Annotated in this window: 15 protein-coding genes; 8 read left to right on the top strand and 7 right to left on the bottom strand. The window is 35.1% G+C overall.

All coding sequences use genetic code 11. The features are described 5' to 3' along the window. Positions 1 to 104: 104 nt before the first annotated feature. A complete protein-coding gene (locus QSV08_RS17080) occupies positions 105 to 629 on the top strand; it encodes a PAS domain-containing protein (protein ID WP_324024919.1) in 525 nt (174 codons plus the stop codon). A 73-nt stretch (positions 630 to 702) separates the two neighbouring features. Here the strand turns inward: QSV08_RS17080 and pyk are convergent, their stop codons facing one another. The 5 genes from pyk to QSV08_RS17055 form a co-directional block, all read right to left on the bottom strand. Beyond that, positions 703 to 2,145, bottom strand: a complete 1,443-nt coding sequence (gene pyk / locus QSV08_RS17075; protein WP_324024918.1) for a pyruvate kinase — start codon at positions 2,143 to 2,145, stop codon at positions 703 to 705. 2 nt (positions 2,146 to 2,147) lie between these two features. Further along, positions 2,148 to 2,612 carry an IPExxxVDY family protein gene (locus tag QSV08_RS17070; protein ID WP_324024917.1) on the bottom strand — a complete coding sequence of 155 codons (465 nt, stop codon included), beginning with the start codon at positions 2,610 to 2,612 and terminating at the stop codon, positions 2,148 to 2,150. 115 nt (positions 2,613 to 2,727) lie between these two features. After that, positions 2,728 to 3,462, bottom strand: a complete 735-nt coding sequence (rnc, locus tag QSV08_RS17065) for a ribonuclease III (RefSeq protein WP_324024916.1) — start codon at positions 3,460 to 3,462, stop codon at positions 2,728 to 2,730. A gap of 9 nt (positions 3,463 to 3,471) precedes the next feature. Continuing rightward, a complete protein-coding gene (gene fabF, locus QSV08_RS17060) occupies positions 3,472 to 4,722 on the bottom strand; it encodes a beta-ketoacyl-ACP synthase II (RefSeq protein WP_324024915.1) in 1,251 nt (416 codons plus the stop codon). A gap of 106 nt (positions 4,723 to 4,828) precedes the next feature. Further along, on the bottom strand, positions 4,829 to 5,062 hold the full coding sequence (locus tag QSV08_RS17055) for an acyl carrier protein (protein WP_008269813.1): 234 nt from the start codon (positions 5,060 to 5,062) through the stop codon (positions 4,829 to 4,831). Positions 5,063 to 5,352: 290 nt separating this feature from the next. On the opposite strand from QSV08_RS17055, the gene QSV08_RS17050 reads away from it, so the two are divergent. From QSV08_RS17050 to QSV08_RS17035, 4 genes are all read left to right on the top strand, one after another. Beyond that, a complete protein-coding gene (locus QSV08_RS17050) occupies positions 5,353 to 5,928 on the top strand; it encodes a phosphoribosylglycinamide formyltransferase (protein WP_324024914.1) in 576 nt (191 codons plus the stop codon). Further along, positions 5,928 to 6,563: a ribonuclease H family protein gene (locus QSV08_RS17045; RefSeq protein WP_324024913.1), complete on the top strand. Its 636-nt coding sequence runs from the start codon at positions 5,928 to 5,930 to the stop codon at positions 6,561 to 6,563. Before QSV08_RS17050 ends, QSV08_RS17045 begins: the two co-directional genes overlap by 1 nt. Positions 6,564 to 6,677: 114 nt before the next feature. Further along, positions 6,678 to 7,604, top strand: a complete 927-nt coding sequence (locus QSV08_RS17040; protein WP_324024912.1) for a PfkB family carbohydrate kinase — start codon at positions 6,678 to 6,680, stop codon at positions 7,602 to 7,604. 44 nt (positions 7,605 to 7,648) lie between these two features. Beyond that, complete coding sequence (locus QSV08_RS17035; RefSeq protein ID WP_324024911.1) at positions 7,649 to 9,547, top strand: amidophosphoribosyltransferase; 1,899 nt, start codon at positions 7,649 to 7,651, stop codon at positions 9,545 to 9,547. Between the two features lie 81 nt (positions 9,548 to 9,628). On the opposite strand, the gene QSV08_RS17030 is transcribed toward QSV08_RS17035, so the two are convergent. Together QSV08_RS17030 and QSV08_RS17025 are read right to left on the bottom strand one after the other, a co-directional pair. Continuing rightward, positions 9,629 to 9,769: a hypothetical protein gene (locus QSV08_RS17030; RefSeq protein ID WP_324024910.1), complete on the bottom strand. Its 141-nt coding sequence runs from the start codon at positions 9,767 to 9,769 to the stop codon at positions 9,629 to 9,631. A gap of 839 nt (positions 9,770 to 10,608) precedes the next feature. Continuing rightward, a complete protein-coding gene (locus QSV08_RS17025; RefSeq protein ID WP_324024909.1) occupies positions 10,609 to 11,217 on the bottom strand; it encodes a superoxide dismutase in 609 nt (202 codons plus the stop codon). A 119-nt stretch (positions 11,218 to 11,336) separates the two neighbouring features. Between QSV08_RS17025 and QSV08_RS17020 the strand changes: the two genes are divergently transcribed. The 3 genes from QSV08_RS17020 (at position 11,337) to QSV08_RS17010 (ending at position 17,089) form a co-directional block, all read left to right on the top strand. Next, on the top strand, positions 11,337 to 14,432 hold the full coding sequence (locus tag QSV08_RS17020; RefSeq protein WP_324024908.1) for a UvrD-helicase domain-containing protein: 3,096 nt from the start codon (positions 11,337 to 11,339) through the stop codon (positions 14,430 to 14,432). A 6-nt stretch (positions 14,433 to 14,438) separates the two neighbouring features. Then, the gene (gene kbl / locus QSV08_RS17015) at positions 14,439 to 15,632 is read left to right on the top strand and encodes a glycine C-acetyltransferase (protein ID WP_324024907.1); all 1,194 of its coding nucleotides are present in this window, start codon (positions 14,439 to 14,441) and stop codon (positions 15,630 to 15,632) included. A 113-nt stretch (positions 15,633 to 15,745) separates the two neighbouring features. Further along, positions 15,746 to 17,089 (top strand): OmpA family protein, encoded by a 1,344-nt coding sequence (locus QSV08_RS17010; RefSeq protein WP_324024906.1) that lies wholly within the window; start codon positions 15,746 to 15,748, stop codon positions 17,087 to 17,089. Positions 17,090 to 17,115 lie beyond the last annotated feature (26 nt).

Raw genomic sequence — 17,115 nt, 5'->3', positions numbered from 1 at the left:
ATACTAATCCTCTCTTAAAATTATAACCGTTACAGGTAAAATTTTAGCTTTATAGTAAATTGCTATGAAAAAGAAATTTTAATTATTACTCTAAGCTACACAGAATGATAGATTTAAAAGATTACGACAATGCCGTAATCAAGTTTAGAAAAAGCCAAGACTTTACAATGTTACCTATTCTTTCTTGGGATTTTTATGCTTCTAATTATGAAGAAATAAAACGAACCGAAGAAGATACTGTTGCTTTATTAAGTTTGGTTTCTGCTAATTCTTGGAATATAGATACCGAAATTCTGGATACCAAATTAAAAGCAGACAAAAATGTTGTTGTGGTTACAGATGCCAAATTAAACATCGTTTTCGCCACCAAGAACATGTGGAATATGAGTCAGTATCATCCCGAAGAAATCATAGGTAAAAGTCCTAAAATGTTTCAAGGTAATTTGACATCAAAATCTACCTTAAAAATTATCTCCGAAGCAGTAAAAGAAAAGAAACCTTTTGAGGTTACTGTAGTAAACTATAGAAAAGACGGATCTACTTATAAGTGTTGGATACAAGGAGAACCTATTTTTGACAACAAAGGTGATGTCGTTAATTTTATAGCCTTTGAAAAAGAAGTTGCTTAACTATTCTGGTTAAAGCATAAAAAAAGGGTCGCTAAATAGCGACCCTTTTTTGTGAATTATATTTTAAATCTGACTAAATATCGCCTGACTCTATTTCACTAACTCTTAATGTATTTACCATACCTTTATCTTTAATAGGCATTGCCGCAAGGCTAATAATCATATCGCCTACTTCCAAATATCCTTTATTGAAAGCTATACGGTTTACATCATCGACAGTGTCATCTGTAGAAACAAATTTATCATAGTAAAAAGCTTTTACACCCCACAATAGATTCAACTGTGTAAGTATTCTTTTGTTTGATGTAAACACAAGAATATGTGCACTTGGTCTCCATGCAGAAATTTGAAAAGCAGTATACCCACTATTTGTTAAAGTAGAAATTGCCTTTGCTTTAATATCATTGGCCATTGTAGCTGCATGATAACAAATAGATTTAGTAATGAATCTCTTTGTACGAATATGTGGTGGATCATGCGGTACATGTATTAAATCTGAACCTTCAACACTTTCTAAAATACTTGCCATTTTTTCAATAACCTGTACTGGATAATTACCAACAGAAGTTTCACCAGATAACATTACTGCATCAGCACCATCCATAACAGAGTTTGCTACATCATTTACTTCTGCTCTTGTTGGTGTAAGGCTAGTAATCATTGTCTCCATCATTTGGGTAGCAATAATTACTGGTATTCTAGCTTTCTTAGCTTTTAAAACCAATTGCTTTTGAATTAACGGTACTTCATGAGCAGGAACTTCAACCCCTAAATCTCCACGAGCAACCATTAAACCATCACAGTAAGCAACAATCTTATCAATATTTTCAACAGCCTCTGGCTTTTCAATTTTAGCAATGATCGGAATTTTATGATCTGAGTGCTTATTGATGATGTTCTGTAAATCAATTAAATCTTGACTAAAACGAACAAAAGAAAGAGCGATCCAATCTACCTCTAAAGAAATAGCGAATTCGGCATCTGCAATATCCTTTTTTGTAAGTGCTGGTAAAGAAATATTTGTATTCGGTAAGTTAACACCCTTCTTAGATTTCAATGGTCCACCTTGTATTACTTTGGCTAAAACCTCATCATTTCCATTGGTTGTTACTACTTCGAACATAAGTTTACCATCATCTAAAAGAATACGCTCCCCAGCTTTTACATCTCTAGGAAATTCTTTATAATTCATGTAAACTCTTTCTGCAGAACCTTCAAAAGGCTCGCCGGTTACAAATGTTATTTCATCACCTGGGCTAACTACAACGTCACCAGCCATTACGCCTACACGTAATTTAGGTCCTTGTAAATCTGCTAAAATAGATGTGTACGTATCCATTTCATCATTTAACTCACGTATCATTTTTACACGCTCTTTAACATCATCGTAATCGGCATGAGAAAAATTTATTCTGAATACATCTACTCCTGCATCAATCATGCTCCTGAGTACCTCTTTCTTGCTAGTTGCAGGCCCTAAGGTGGCAACAATTTTCGTCTTTTTTACAGTTGGCATATTTAAAAAATTAGATTGTTCTTTGATTTTAGTTTGTCTGTACTTATTTCATAAGCTGCCATAACCCTAGGCAACATTAATATGTTCTTTATTAAGGAATTTATATCAAAATCCTTCTCAGTTTCTATTTTTAATAGATAGTCGACATCCTTATACTCAGGTATGAGCCTAGGTGTCTTATATGTTGTTTCGTCCTTAAATAAATCGTCTCGTACAATGAGCTCTTTTTCACTGCTATGATTGGCAACTAACACCCAATACATATCATTATACTCATCTTCCCATTCAAAAATGGGAAAGGATTTATTTTCAGCAAGAATAAAATTCTTTTTTGCTCTTACAAATTTTGACTTAACACTTTGGTTTAATCCGTAGGCTAAAGCAAAATCTTCTAAGGTAGTGTGTAAAGCTATAAGGCTAAAAGATTCATCATAAAAATCATCATTTATTTTATAAGTCGCAGCCATACTTCAACAAAACGGTAAATATAGAACTTCTAAGCTATAAAGCCTAGTTAGATAAATTGATAAAAACACATTAAAAGTTAATAAAATGTTAGCTTTTTATCATTTTGTGAAATGATTAATTTTCCATCTTGTCTTGCAAAGCAAAAAAAGCTCTTTTTGAGGCTCTTTCTTCTGCTTTCTTCTTGGAAGTTGCCCTAGCTTTTGCAACAACATTACCGCCAATTGAAAGTTTAACGGCAAAATGTTTTAATGGATCATTGCCAGTATCTTCATAAACGTCAAAATCGAAAGATTTCTTTTTCTTCTGACACCATTCGATTACTAGACTCTTATAACTTATTACCCTACCTTCTAATTGTTCAATGTCAACATAGGGCTCTACTACTCTTTTGTAAATAAATTTTTCGCAATATTTATAACCACGGTCAAGGTAAATTGCACCTACTAAAGCTTCAAATACATTACCATGTATATTTTGGCCAAAGTGCGATTTAGGTATTCTACTTTCTACATAATTAATTAAACCTAAATCTTTACCCAATTCATTTAAATGCTCTCTACTAACAATTTTAGATCGCATTTTAGTAAGGTAACCTTCGTCACCTTCTGGCACTTCACTATAAAGATGCTTAGAAATTATGGTGCCTAGCATAGAATCTCCTAAGAACTCTAGCCGTTCGTAATTCATAGCATTACCCTTTTCATCTTTTATATTCATTGACCTGTGTAGAAAGGCCTTTTTATAAAAAGATAAGGTTTTTGGTCTAAAACCTAAGATTTTGGTTATTCCCAAAAAAAAATCCCCATCCTCTTTTGGATGGGAATTAAATAAGTTTGTGGGAAATGACATAAAAACTAATTAATCAATTTTTTTAAAAACTACACATGCATTGTGCCCACCAAAACCAAATGTGTTACTCATAGCAACTTTTACATCTCGTTTTTGAGCTTTATTCAATGTAAGGTTTAAACTAGGATCTATATTCTCATCTACCGTAGTATGGTTGATAGTTGGTGGCACTATACCATGTTCCATTGCCAAAATCGATGCAATTGCTTCAATAGCTCCGGCTGCACCTAATAGGTGACCGGTCATAGACTTGGTAGAATTTATATTTATATCTTTTGCATGTTCACCAAATACTTTGGTAATTGCTTTTAGCTCTGCAACGTCACCTAAAGGTGTAGCAGTACCATGTGTATTAATAGCATCTACATCTTCAATTGATAGACCTGCATCTTTTAAACAGTTTTGCATTACTCTAACTACTCCTATCCCATCTGGGTGTGGTGCAGTCATGTGGTAAGCATCACTTGTCATACCACCACCTGCTACTTCTGCATAAATTTTTGCTCCTCTAGCAACTGCATGCTCATATTCTTCAAGAACTAACGCCCCTGCTCCTTCACCCAAAACGAAACCATCTCTAGTTGCATCAAAAGGTCTTGAAGCCGTTTCTGGACTATCATTTCTTGTTGATAATGCGTGCATTGCTCCGAAACCACCCATACCTGCAATAGTTACGGCCGCCTCACTACCACCTGTTACAATGACATCGCAATGACCTAAACGTATATAGTTTAAGGCATCTATCATCGCATTTGCCGAAGAGGCACATGCTGAAACAGTTGTATAGTTAGGACCCATAAAACCATGTTTTATAGAAATGTTTCCTGGTGCTATATCTGCAATCATCTTTGGTATAAAGAATGGATTGAATCTTGGTGTACCATCACCATTAGCAAAATTCATGACCTCGTTCTGGAAAGTTTCCAATCCTCCGATTCCTGCTCCCCAAATAACGCCAACACGAAATTTATCAAGTTTTTCTAAATCTAATTTAGAATCAAGAATAGCTTCGTCAGAAGATACAAGTGCGTATTGTGCAAATCTATCTAGCTTACGCCCTTCTTTTCTTTCAAAGTGATCTTCGGTGCTGTAGTTCTTCAACTCACATGCGAATTTTACTTTAAATTTTTCTGTATCGTAATAAGTAATTGGTGCCGATCCGCTTTTACCGCTAATCAAGGCATTCCAATACTCTTCAATATTGTTACCTATTGGGGTAAGTGCCCCCAAACCTGTAACTACAACTCGCTTTAACTGCATTTAACTTTTGTTTGTTTAAATCTAAACCAAGCGTAAATTAAAAAAAATTATCCATGCGGAGTGTTTACCACATGGATAATTTGAATTCTATTTAAGAAAACATGCTTTACTTCGCTTCTTCTATGTAGCTGATCGCTTGACCAACAGTTGCGATATTCTCAGCTTGATCGTCTGGAATTTGGATATCAAATTCTTTTTCGAACTCCATTATCAACTCTACCGTGTCTAATGAATCTGCGCCTAAATCGTTAGTAAAGCTAGCTTCGGTTACCACTTCGTTTTCATCAACTCCTAATTTATCAACGATGATAGCTTTAACTCTTGATGCAATGTCTGACATAATAATATTTGTTTTAAAAATTTAAATTGAAGGCAAAAATAAAAAACTTTGGTTTAATTACACTAATTGTCGTTAAAATGTATGGTAATTTAATAAAATTAAAGACATGTGCAGTAATTTTACCACATTAATATTTTGTTTCGGTAACGTTGATAAAAGGTATTGAAAAGTAGTGAGGTAATTAGAACTGTAAATGATAATCGTTTTTTTCTAAATTCTGACAAGCTTTAAATTTGCTTTATTTGCCGAACTTTAATTTTATTGTTTGCTCTCTTAAAAGACCACTTGTATTGAAAACCAAAAAAATTATTCTTTTTGCCTCAGGTTCTGGATCTAATGTTGAAAACATTGCCAACTATTTTAAACTCCGCAAAGATGTTACTATATGCTGTGTATTAACTAACAAAAGCGATGCCAAAGTCATTGAACGGTGCAATAGACTTAAAATAAACGCTTTGTTCTTTAACCGTCAAGCGTTTTCTAAAAGTGACTTTATTTTAAATATGATGCAGTCTCTAGAGCCCGACCTTATCGTTTTAGCTGGCTTTTTATGGAAAATACCAGAAGCTATTACGAATGCATTTCCAAAGCAAATTATAAATATTCATCCTGCATTATTACCAAAGTATGGTGGCAAAGGCATGTATGGCATGAACGTTCATAATGCCGTTAAGGAACAAAAAGAGACCGAAACTGGCATTACCATACATTATGTAAATGCACAATACGATGAGGGCGCAATCATTAAACAAGCAAAAGCACCTATCGCCATTACCGATACTGCAGAAGATATTGCGTCTAAAGTTCATCAATTAGAATATGAGTATTTCCCTAAAGTCATTGACGAAATTTTATCAAAACAGTAATGGCTAAAAAAGGAAAATTCTATGTCGTTTGGAAAGGTAAAAAGCCAGGCATCTTTGATTCATGGAAAGAATGCAAAAAATCTATTGCAAACTATGCAGGTGCAGAATACAAATCTTTTGAATCTTTTGATGTCGCCAAAAAAGCCTACAATGGTAATTATGCCGATTTTAAAGGAAAGAAAAAAACAGCACCTTCATTATCAAAAGAGGAATTGAAACGAATAGGGCTACCTAATTATCATTCTATTTCTGTTGATGCGGCTTCTAGCGGAAATCCCGGAGTTATGGAATACCAAGGGGTAGATACTAAAACGGGTAAAAAATTATTTAAACAAGGTCCTTTTCCGCAAGGGACTAATAATATTGGGGAGTTTTTAGCGCTGGTTCACGGACTAGCATTTTTAAAAGAGCGTAATAGTGACCGCATTATCTACACAGATTCTAGAACTGCCATGAGTTGGGTGCGCAAAAAAAAATGCAACACCAAACTAACAGTATCTGCTAAAAACAAGAATTTATTTGAACTTGTAGATAGGGCTGTTGAATGGTTAAAGAAAAACCAATACAGTACTGTTATTGTAAAATGGGAAACAAAAGCTTGGGGAGAAATTCCTGCTGATTTTGGTAGGAAATAGTTGGTATTTTATATCAACAATTCGCCTTTAACAATTATTACCATTTGTATTTGATAAACCATTTTAATTAGCCCTTCAAAATCGTATATTTGCAGCTTAAATTTTTACAATTTTATGGGCAAGCTTTTAATAGTAGGTACTGTCGCTTTTGACGCCATCGAAACTCCTTTTGGAAAAACAGATAAAATTTTAGGCGGCGCAGCTACCTATATTGGCTTAGCAGCATCTCAATTCGATGTAGATTCAGCTATTATCTCTATAGTTGGTGATGATTTACCACAAGAATATTTAGATCTTTTAACTGACAGAGGTATTGACATTTCTGGCTTAGAAATCGTAAAAGGTGGTAAAACTTTCTTCTGGAAAGGTAAATACCATAACGATTTAAATTCAAGAGATACGCTTGTTACAGAATTAAACACCTTAGAAGACTTCAATCCTGTAGTTCCTGAAGATTATAATGATGCCGATGTTGTAATGCTAGGTAATCTTCACCCAATTGTTCAATTAGGTGTAATTAATCAGATGAAAAAACGACCAAAATTAATCATATTGGACACCATGAATTTTTGGATGGACAATGCTTTGAATGATTTAATGGAAGTCATTAAACATATTGACGTATTAACTATTAACGATGAGGAAGCTAGACAATTAACTGGCGAATACTCTTTAGTTAAAGCAGCACAAAAGATTTTTACCATGGGACCTAAATATGTGGTGATCAAAAAAGGAGAACACGGTGCTTTGTTATTTAATGAAGACCAAATATTTTTTGCACCGGCATTACCTTTAGAAGAGGTGTTTGATCCAACAGGTGCAGGTGATACTTTTGCAGGTGGCTTTTCAGGTTACTTAGCAGCTAGCGATGATAGTTCTTTTGAGAATATGAAGAAGGCTATTATTCACGGATCTAATTTGGCATCGTTTAGTGTTGAGAAATTCGGCACAGAAAGAATGATTGATTTAGATCGTAAAGAAATTAGAGAGAGACTGCATCAGTTTAAAAGACTGACTCAGTTTGATATAGAATTACAATAATCCCCTAGCCTCAATTTTTTGGGGCTTTTTTAATACCAAAAACAATGAGTGACGCAATTAAGCATGAGTGTGGTATTTCTGTAATACGGTTGTTAAAACCATTAGAGTATTACAAGGAAAAGTATGGAACAGCATTTTATGGTGTAAATAAAATGTATCTAATGATGGAAAAACAGCACAATCGTGGTCAAGATGGTGCAGGTTTTGCCAGTATTAAATTAGATGTCAAAGCAGGGGAACGTTACATGAGTCGTGTTCGTTCATGTCAGCAACAGCCTATACAAGATATTTTTGCCCAAATAAACGACCGTATCAATTCTGAACTTAAAGAGCACCCGGAGTATGAAGATGATGTGGCTTTGCAAAAAAAGCACATACCTTATATAGGCGAGTTACTTTTAGGTCATGTACGTTACGGTACTTTTGGTAAAAATAGCATTGAAAGTGTTCACCCTTTTATAAGACAGAATAATTGGATGCACCGTAACCTTATTGTTGCAGGTAACTTCAACATGACCAATGTTCATGAACTTTTCGATAATTTAATTCAGCTTGGGCAACACCCAAAAGAAATGGCTGATACCGTTACCGTAATGGAAAAGATAGGTCATTTTCTAGATGATGCGGTTGCTAAATTATACAAGCAAATTAAAAAGGAAGGATATACCAAACAGGAAGCTTCTCCACTTATTGCCGAACGCTTAAAGGTGTACAAAATATTAAGAAGGGCTGCCAAAAATTTTGATGGCGGTTATGCAATGGCTGGTTTACTTGGTCATGGTGATGCTTTTGTATTAAGAGATCCAAGCGGTATTAGACCTGCATACTACTATAGAGATGACGAAGTTGTTGTAGTAGCATCAGAAAGACCGGCAATACAGACTGTATTCAACGTACCTTATGAAGAGGTAAAAGAATTGGATCCGGGTGCTGCTATCATTATTAAAAAGAATGGCACCAGCGACATTAAACAAATATTAGAACCTAAAGAGCGAAAAGCATGTTCTTTTGAACGTATCTATTTCTCTAGAGGTAGCGATAAAGAAATTTACCAAGAGCGTAAAGCTTTAGGTAAGTTGGTATTTCCTCAAATATTAGAAGCTATTAATGAGGATATTAAGAATACCGTTTTTTCTTATATACCAAATACTGCCGAAACTTCTTTCTACGGAATGGTTAAGGAAGCTCAAAACTACCTTAATAAGAAAAAGGAAGAGCAAATACTAGCTTTAGGTACAGGTATTACAGGTGAACAATTGCATGAAATACTAGATGTACGCCCTAGAATAGAGAAAGTTGCTATTAAAGATGCGAAGCTTAGAACATTCATTACTCAAGATAGTAGTAGAGACGATCTTGTAGCACACGTTTATGACATTTCTTATGGATCAGTAAAGAAAGGTGACAATCTAGTTATTATCGATGATAGTATTGTTCGCGGTACCACACTTAAAAAGAGTATTTTAAGAATACTAGATAGATTATCTCCTGGGAAAATTATCGTAGTATCTTCTGCACCGCAAATTAGATATCCAGATTGTTATGGTATTGATATGGCCAAACTAGAAGACTTTATTGCCTTCAAAGCAGCTTTAGCTTTACACGAAGATAATAACTCTATGCATATCGTAGAAGATATTTACAAAAAGTGCTTGACACAAGTCGATAGTCATGATAATGATGTAATTAATTACGTAAAAGAATTCTATGCTCCGTTTACAGCGAAACAGATTTCTAAGAAAACAGGAGAGCTGCTTAGTCCTGAGGGAATAAACGCTGAAGTATCTATTATTTACCAAACCATTGAAAACCTGCATGAGGCTTGTCCTAAAAACTTAGGCGATTGGTATTTTACCGGTAACTACCCAACACCAGGTGGAAATAGAGTAGTAAATAAGGCTTTTATAAACTTTTATGAAGGCAACAACGAACGCGCATATTAAATAATACATCGATGAAATGCACTCTATTTGTGTATTTCATCGATGAATAAAGTATTTTAACGACTGAATGGTCGATTTGAATTAACCAGCTTTACATTTAGAGCTACCATAGCATAAGTAGGTTAAGTTCATGGTAAGATTTGGGGCAAAAAAGGTGGAGATTTCTCCACCTTTTTTATTTGCCATTTTTTCTCGCCACCAAATTGTAATCCGTTTCTTCACAAAGCTCTTTTTAACGTAATTACGAGACTTTCAGCCAATACCTTTTACAATCATTAATAAGCCTATTACATTTACAGAACCATAGCATAAGTAGGTTAAGTTCATGGTAAGATTTGGGGAAAAGGACGGAGCAATGCTCCGTCTTTTTATTTTACAGCCATTTCTAACTTCACCACCGCACAAAATCTTCTTAAACTTTCAATTCTAGCATTACAACTTAAGTTTGTGACGTACAACGAATAGCTTTTTATAATAGCCCATATGCCTATACATTTACAGAACCATAGCATAAGTAGGTTAAGTTCATGGTAAGATTTGGGGAAAAGACGGAGCAATGCTCCGTCTTTTTATTTTACAGCCATTTCTAACTTCACAACCACAAAATCTTCCTAAATTTTTAATTCTAGTAGTACAACCTAAGTTTGTGAAGTACAACGAATAGCTTTTTATAAAACCCCGCATGCCTATATATTTACAGAACCATAGCATAAGTAGGTTAAGTTCATGGTAAGATTTGGGGAAAAGACGGAGCAATGCTCCGTCTTTTTATTTTATACCAATTGGCTTATAAAACAACTAGTTAGCCCTAATGACCTACCCCTAGTAAAACATCTTCTGTTAAATAAAAGTTTATATTTTTCTTAAAAATCCTTTTTTTATTTACTCAATACCAGTAATTTAGTCTCGCCATAGCATAAGTAGGTTAAGTTTATGGTAAGATTTGGGACGAAAAGGGTGGAGATTTCTCCGCCCTTTTCTATTTTAAAACCAAAAAAACCACCCATGAATAATTCATAAGTGGTTTCCTACAAGATAGTTAAGAATATTTCTACTCTTTCTTATTTGTTACTAGCGTATCTTTTCGAAACTTCATCCCAGTTAATGATATTGAAAAACGCTTCAATATAATCTGGTCTCTTGTTTTGGTAATTTAGGTAATATGCATGTTCCCATACATCTAAACCTAAAATTGGTAGACCTCCACATTCAACTCCTGGCATTAATGGATTGTCTTGATTTGGTGTAGAACATACTTCTACTTTACCTCCTTTATGAACACATAACCATGCCCAACCAGAACCGAATCTTGTACCCGCAGCAGTTGTAAACTTAGTTTTGAATTCTTCGAAAGAACCAAAAGCGCTATCAATTGCAGCTGCTAATTCGCCACTTGGCTTTCCACCACCGTTTGGTGATAAGATTGTCCAGAATAATGAGTGATTGTAGAATCCGCCACCGTTATTTCTAACAGCACCATTACTCATATCCAATCCTGTTAAAATATCTTCTATAGACTTCCCAGCAAGGTCAGTACCCTCTATAGCAGCATTTAATTTAGATGTATATCCTTGGTGATGTTTTGTATGATGTATTTCCATTGTCCTTGCATCGATATGAGGCTCAAGAGCATCATAGGCGTAAGGCAATTTTGGTAGTTCAAAAGCCATAATTTATGTATTTTTAGATTAATATTAATTGTCTACCAAAGTTACGGATTTTAACATTTATATTCATGTAATAATTTGTTAAGAACTGTACAGGAATCCTTAATTTGCAGTAAAAATCAGTGTCCAGGAATTCTTTTACCATATACAATGCCTCTGCCGGATCAGGCAAAACCTATGCTCTTGCTAAGGTTTACTTGAAAATTATACTGGCTTCGCCGCAGAATTTCAGAAAAATATTAGCTATCACATTTACGAACAAAGCAGTAAATGAGATGAAACATAGAATATTGAACAGCCTGTTCGAGTTTTCTAAAATTACTTCTATTGAAGATGCTAATCCGTTATTTAATGACATTCTAAACGAAACTAGTTACACTTTTGAAGAGCTACCAGCATTAAGCAAACTTCGATTAAAGCAAATACTACATAACTACGCCTTTTTTGATATTTCTACCATAGATAAGTTTACCCACAGACTTATTAGAACTTTCGCGAAAGATTTGAAGATCCCTCAAAACTTTGAGGTTGTTCTTGATGTAGACCTACTTTTACAAGAGGCAGTTGAGCGCGTTATTAGTAAAGCGGGTGAGGATCCCGAGTTTACAAAAGTGCTTTTAGATTTTGCCATTGAAAAAATTGAAGATGACCGTAGTTGGGATATTGGTTTTGATCTATTGAAAATTGGTAAACTGATATTCGATGAGAACAATGCCGAACATTTAAAACATTTACAAGAAATAGAATTAGGCGATTTTCTAAAGCTGCAAACGCATCTTAAAAAAGAAACCAAAAATTTAGAGAAAAAAATTGTAGCACTTGCTACTGCCGCTCTTGACGTTATCACTTCATCTGGTTTAGATTTAAAAGATTTCCCTAGAGAAACCTTACCTAACCATTTCAAGAAAATAGTTGCTGAAAACTTTACTCCTACACAACTCTACAATAACAAACTTGAGGATAATTTAATTGAGGGAAAAATAGTAAAAGCCACCGTTAAAAATGCTCCGGCAGAATTAGCGCCTCAATTACTTCATCATTATCAAGCAATAAAACAGCTTATTTATAAAAGGGGATTGTATGCTAACATCAATAGAAACATTATCCCTTTTGCGTTATTAAATGCGATACAGAAAGAACTGAAGATTATTCAAGAAGAAAAAGACCAATTGTCTATTTCTGAATTTAACACCCTAATTGCAAAAGAGGTCAAGGATCAACCTGCACCTTTTATTTACGAGCGTCTTGGAGAAAAGTATCGTCATTATTTCATCGACGAATTTCAAGATACTTCGCAAATGCAATGGGAAAATCTTATTCCTTTAATTGGTAGTGCCATGGAGGGTGAAGATGAATTGGGCAGTATCGGATCTTTGTTTTTAGTGGGCGACCCTAAGCAAGCTATTTATAGATGGCGTGGTGGTAAAGCTGAACAATTTCTTGAGCTGGCAACACATCAAGCGCACCCATTCACCATACAGTCTGATTTGGTTACGCTACCAAAAAACTATAGAAGTTATGCAGAGATCATCAACTTCAATAACAACTTTTTTCAAAGTATAAGTCCGTTTTTAGAGAATGATATATATCAAGAGTTCTTTAAAATTGGTAATACACAAGAAACCAATCAGAAAGAAGGTGGCTACGTAAATATTTCATTATTAGAAGAAGATACTGATGAGGAATATGCAGCGAACACATTGGCTACTATTCAGCAATGTTTAAGCCAAGGCTATACTTATAGCGATATCTGTATTATTATAAGAAAGAAAAAGCATGGTCTTCTGCTGGCAGATTTTTTAATGCAGCACAAAATTCCCGTGGTTTCTTCAGATTCTTTATTACTAAGTGAAAGTGCCAAAGCTATTTTCTTGGTGCAATTGATAAGGTATATGGTTCAACCTACAGAACTAGAGATCCAATATGAGATTTTAAATTTTCTGTCGGATGGAAAAAAAGATAAGCATGCCTATATCTATGAGAATTTAGGAAAACTTAATACACACCTTTTTGAAACCTATGGTTTTGATGCTTCTAAACTTAGACAAGCTTCAGTTTTTGACGGATTGGCTTATGCCATAAAAACCTTTGACCTTATCCCTACTTCAGATGCTCACCTTTCTGCATTTATGGATCTCGTTTTTGATGTTGAGCAGAAATATGGCTCAGACATGCAGTCCTTTTTAGATTATTGGGATAAAAAAGGCAACTCAGCAAGCATCAGTACACCCGAAAATATTGAATCGGTACAGATTATGACCATTCATAAATCTAAAGGGTTGGAATTTCCGGTAGTTATTTTCCCCTATGCAAATTCAAATGTGTATGAAGAGATCGACCCAAAATTATGGCTTCCGGTAAGCAAAGAAGAATTCCTTGGCTTTTCCGAAGTACTTATTAATAAAAAGCAAGAAGTTCAAGAATACGGTGAAATCGAATCATTGCTATATGAAATTGATCATCAAAAATTACAGCTCGATGCTTTTAACCTTTTATATGTAGTGCTTACTAGAGCGGTTAATGCCCTGTTTATTATTAGCGCCAACAAGCTTGATAGAAAAGGAGAACACAATACCAATAGTTATTCTGGTCTATTCATTCATTTTCTAAAGAGCATAGGCGAATATCAACAAGATAAACTATCATACGACTTTGGTGAATTAATACCACAGACCTCTAAAAAACAAACCAGTACAGATCAACTTACTATACCTTATATATATACCAACATAAATAGGCCCGATTTTAAGATACTTGCATTAGCCGGAACTTTATGGGACGAGGGCTTAGATGTTGCCATTAATCAAGGTAATGTTATACATTATATATTAGGCGCTATTTTTACAACTGCCGATTTAGATAGAGCTGTACAAATGGCGCTACAAAAAGGATTGATAAAAGAGCAAGAAGTAAACGGGATAAAGGAAATTGTAAAAAAGGTCATCTTTCATAAAGATTTGACGCAATTTTACCAAAATGATGTTGAAGTACTAAATGAACGCGACCTATTAATGGCAGATGGTACGGTTCAAAGACCAGATAGGGTGGTGCTGAAAAATAACCACGCTACCATTATAGATTACAAGACGGGAGAGCAAAACCCGAAATATCATCATCAAATAAATACTTATGCCCAGAGTTTTTCAAATATGGGCTACACTATAGATCATAAGATCATTGTGTATATTAATACTGAAATAGAACTAGATTATATATAAAGGAATATGTACGGAAAAATTAAAGAACATCTACAGCAAGAAATTGAGAACATCAAAAATGACGGACTCTTTAAAGAGGAACGGATTATTGTTTCTCCGCAAGATGCTGTAATTAAAATCGACACCGGGCAAGAGGTTATCAATTTTTGTGCTAATAATTATTTAGGACTTTCATCTCACCCCGATGTTATACAGGCGGCTAAAGATGCTATGGATACGCATGGCTTCGGTATGTCTTCTGTTCGATTTATTTGTGGTACCCAAGATATACACAAGACATTAGAAGCAAAGATTGCCCACTTTTATGGTACAGAAGACACCATATTATATGCCGCTGCCTTTGATGCCAATGGCGGAGTGTTCGAACCTTTGCTAAATGCAGAAGATGCTATTATTTCTGATTCTCTAAACCATGCCTCTATTATTGATGGTGTGCGTTTGTGTAAAGCTAAGCGCTACCGTTATGCTAATAGCGACATGCAAGATTTAGAAGCACAACTTATAAAAGCAAATGAAGACGGCGCACGATTTAAAATTATTGTTACCGACGGCGTATTCTCTATGGATGGTATTGTAGCTCCGCTAGATAAAATTTGTGATCTAGCCGATAAGTACGATGCATTAGTTATGATAGATGAATGCCATGCCACTGGATTTATAGGTGAAAAAGGAAAAGGCACCTTAGAAGAAAAGGGTGTTATGGGCAGAATTGACATTATTACCGGTACACTTGGTAAAGCATTAGGCGGTGCCATGGGTGGTTACACCACTGGTAAAAAAGAAATTATAACATTATTAAGACAACGCTCTAGACCTTATTTGTTCTCTAACTCTTTAGCGCCAGCTATAGTAGGGGCATCTATTAAGGTGTTCGATATGTTAGAAAACGACACTTCGTTACGAGATAAATTGCAAGAAAATACTGCATACTTCAAAAAAGGCATTAAAAACGCGGGTTTCGACATTGTTGATGGAGATTCTGCTATAGTACCTGTAATGTTATACGATGCCAAATTATCACAAGACATGGCAAATAAGTTACTGGAAAAAGGAATTTATGTAATTGGTTTTTTCTACCCTGTAGTGCCAAAAGGTAAGGCCCGCATTAGGGTTCAACTATCTGCTGCGCATACAAAAGAACACTTAGATGCTGCCATTAAAGCTTTTACAGAAGTCGGAAAAGAATTAAAAATCGTTTAAATGCAGTATTTAATCTATTAAATGCGCTAAAAAAAATAGGAAATTGATTTTGTTAATAATATTTAACAAGTTACATTTGCAGCTAATAAACACTTAAACTTAAAATTTAATACATGAAACATCTTAGCAAATTATTGGCAGTTGCCCTACTAGTAGTAGGTATCAACAGCATACAAGCGCAAGACGAGAATAACCCTTGGCAAGTGCAATTTGGGGTTAACGCGATTGACGTATATCCTACTTCGGATGTAAGTTCTTTCGGTAACGAATTCTTCAATGTGAACGATCACTGGAACATTTTACCTTCTATCTCTTATGTAGGAGTATCTAAGTCAATAGGGGATGGTTTCTCTGTTGGAGCAAGAGGTTCTCTTAACAAAATTAGCAAATTAGGTGATACTAGCGTTGACGACCTTTCTCACTACGCTATAGATGGTACAATTAAATATGATATCATAAAAAGACAAACTGTTATTGATCCTTTCGTAGAGATCGGTGGTGGTTATACTTGGATCGATGAAATCGGTGCTGGTACTGCAAATGGTGGTATTGGTGTTAATATCTGGTTTACTGAAAACTTAGGTCTTACATTACAATCTTCTTACAAGCATGCTTTCGAAGATTACTTAGCTCCTCACTTCCAACACTTAGCTGGTATTTCAGTTAAATTTGGTGGTACTGATACTGACGGTGATGGTATCTATGATAAAGATGATGCTTGTCCAGAAGTTGCTGGTCTTGAAGCATTCAACGGTTGTCCTGATTCTGACGGCGATGGTATCGAAGACAGCAAAGATGCTTGTCCTAACGAAGCTGGTTCTAAAGAAATGAACGGATGTCCTGATGCTGACGGTGACGGTGTTGCTGATAAAGATGATGCTTGTCCAAACGAAGCTGGTCTTCCTGCTTTAGCTGGTTGTCCTGATGCTGATGGCGATGGTGTTGCTGATAAAGATGATGCATGTCCTGCTGAAGCTGGTCCTGCTGAAAACAAAGGTTGTCCTTGGGCTGATAAAGACGGTGACGGTGTACTTGACAAAGATGATCAATGTCCTGATGTTGCTGGTACAGTAGCTAACGCTGGTTGTCCTGAAGTAACTGCTGAAGTTCAAAAGCAATTGAATGATTATGCTAGAACTATCTTATTTGATACTGGTAAATCTTCTATCAAAGCTGAGTCTACTTCTGTAATGGTTGACATTATCACAATCCTTAAAGAATACCCTAACGCTAAGTTTACTGTTGAAGGTCATACTGACAGCGTAGGTAGCGAAAAATTAAACCAAAGTCTTTCTGAGTCAAGAGCTCTTTCTGTAAAAGAATTCTTAGTAGACAAAGGAATCGAAGAGTTTAGATTATCTGCTGTAGGTTACGGTGAGTCTAAGCCAATGGCTACAAACAATACAAGAGCTGGTAGAGCTCAAAACAGAAGGGTAGAAATCAACTTAGTAAAATAAGTTTATAAAAACCTAAGTGTTTTAAT

Source organism: Maribacter sp. BPC-D8, assembly GCF_035207705.1.
Taxonomy (GTDB): domain Bacteria; phylum Bacteroidota; class Bacteroidia; order Flavobacteriales; family Flavobacteriaceae; genus Maribacter.
The sequence above is the reverse complement of the archived record's forward strand: the minus strand, read 5'-3'. Positions and strand labels throughout refer to the sequence as shown.

Bases quoted from the DNA above. Each gene is read 5' to 3' on its own strand.
- QSV08_RS17080 (WP_324024919.1), top strand. From the start codon at position 105: ATGATAGATTTAAAAGATTACGACAATGCCGTAATCAAGTTTAGAAAA.
- pyk (WP_324024918.1), bottom strand. From the start codon at position 2,145: ATGCCAACTGTAAAAAAGACGAAAATTGTTGCCACCTTAGGGCCTGCA.
- QSV08_RS17070 (WP_324024917.1), bottom strand. From the start codon at position 2,612: ATGGCTGCGACTTATAAAATAAATGATGATTTTTATGATGAATCTTTT.
- rnc (WP_324024916.1), bottom strand. From the start codon at position 3,462: ATGTCATTTCCCACAAACTTATTTAATTCCCATCCAAAAGAGGATGGG.
- fabF (WP_324024915.1), bottom strand. From the start codon at position 4,722: ATGCAGTTAAAGCGAGTTGTAGTTACAGGTTTGGGGGCACTTACCCCA.
- QSV08_RS17055 (WP_008269813.1), bottom strand. From the start codon at position 5,062: ATGTCAGACATTGCATCAAGAGTTAAAGCTATCATCGTTGATAAATTA.
- QSV08_RS17045 (WP_324024913.1), top strand. From the start codon at position 5,928: ATGGCTAAAAAAGGAAAATTCTATGTCGTTTGGAAAGGTAAAAAGCCA.
- QSV08_RS17040 (WP_324024912.1), top strand. From the start codon at position 6,678: ATGGGCAAGCTTTTAATAGTAGGTACTGTCGCTTTTGACGCCATCGAA.
- QSV08_RS17035 (WP_324024911.1), top strand. From the start codon at position 7,649: ATGAGTGACGCAATTAAGCATGAGTGTGGTATTTCTGTAATACGGTTG.
- QSV08_RS17025 (WP_324024909.1), bottom strand. From the start codon at position 11,217: ATGGCTTTTGAACTACCAAAATTGCCTTACGCCTATGATGCTCTTGAG.
- kbl (WP_324024907.1), top strand. From the start codon at position 14,439: ATGTACGGAAAAATTAAAGAACATCTACAGCAAGAAATTGAGAACATC.
- QSV08_RS17010 (WP_324024906.1), top strand. From the start codon at position 15,746: ATGAAACATCTTAGCAAATTATTGGCAGTTGCCCTACTAGTAGTAGGT.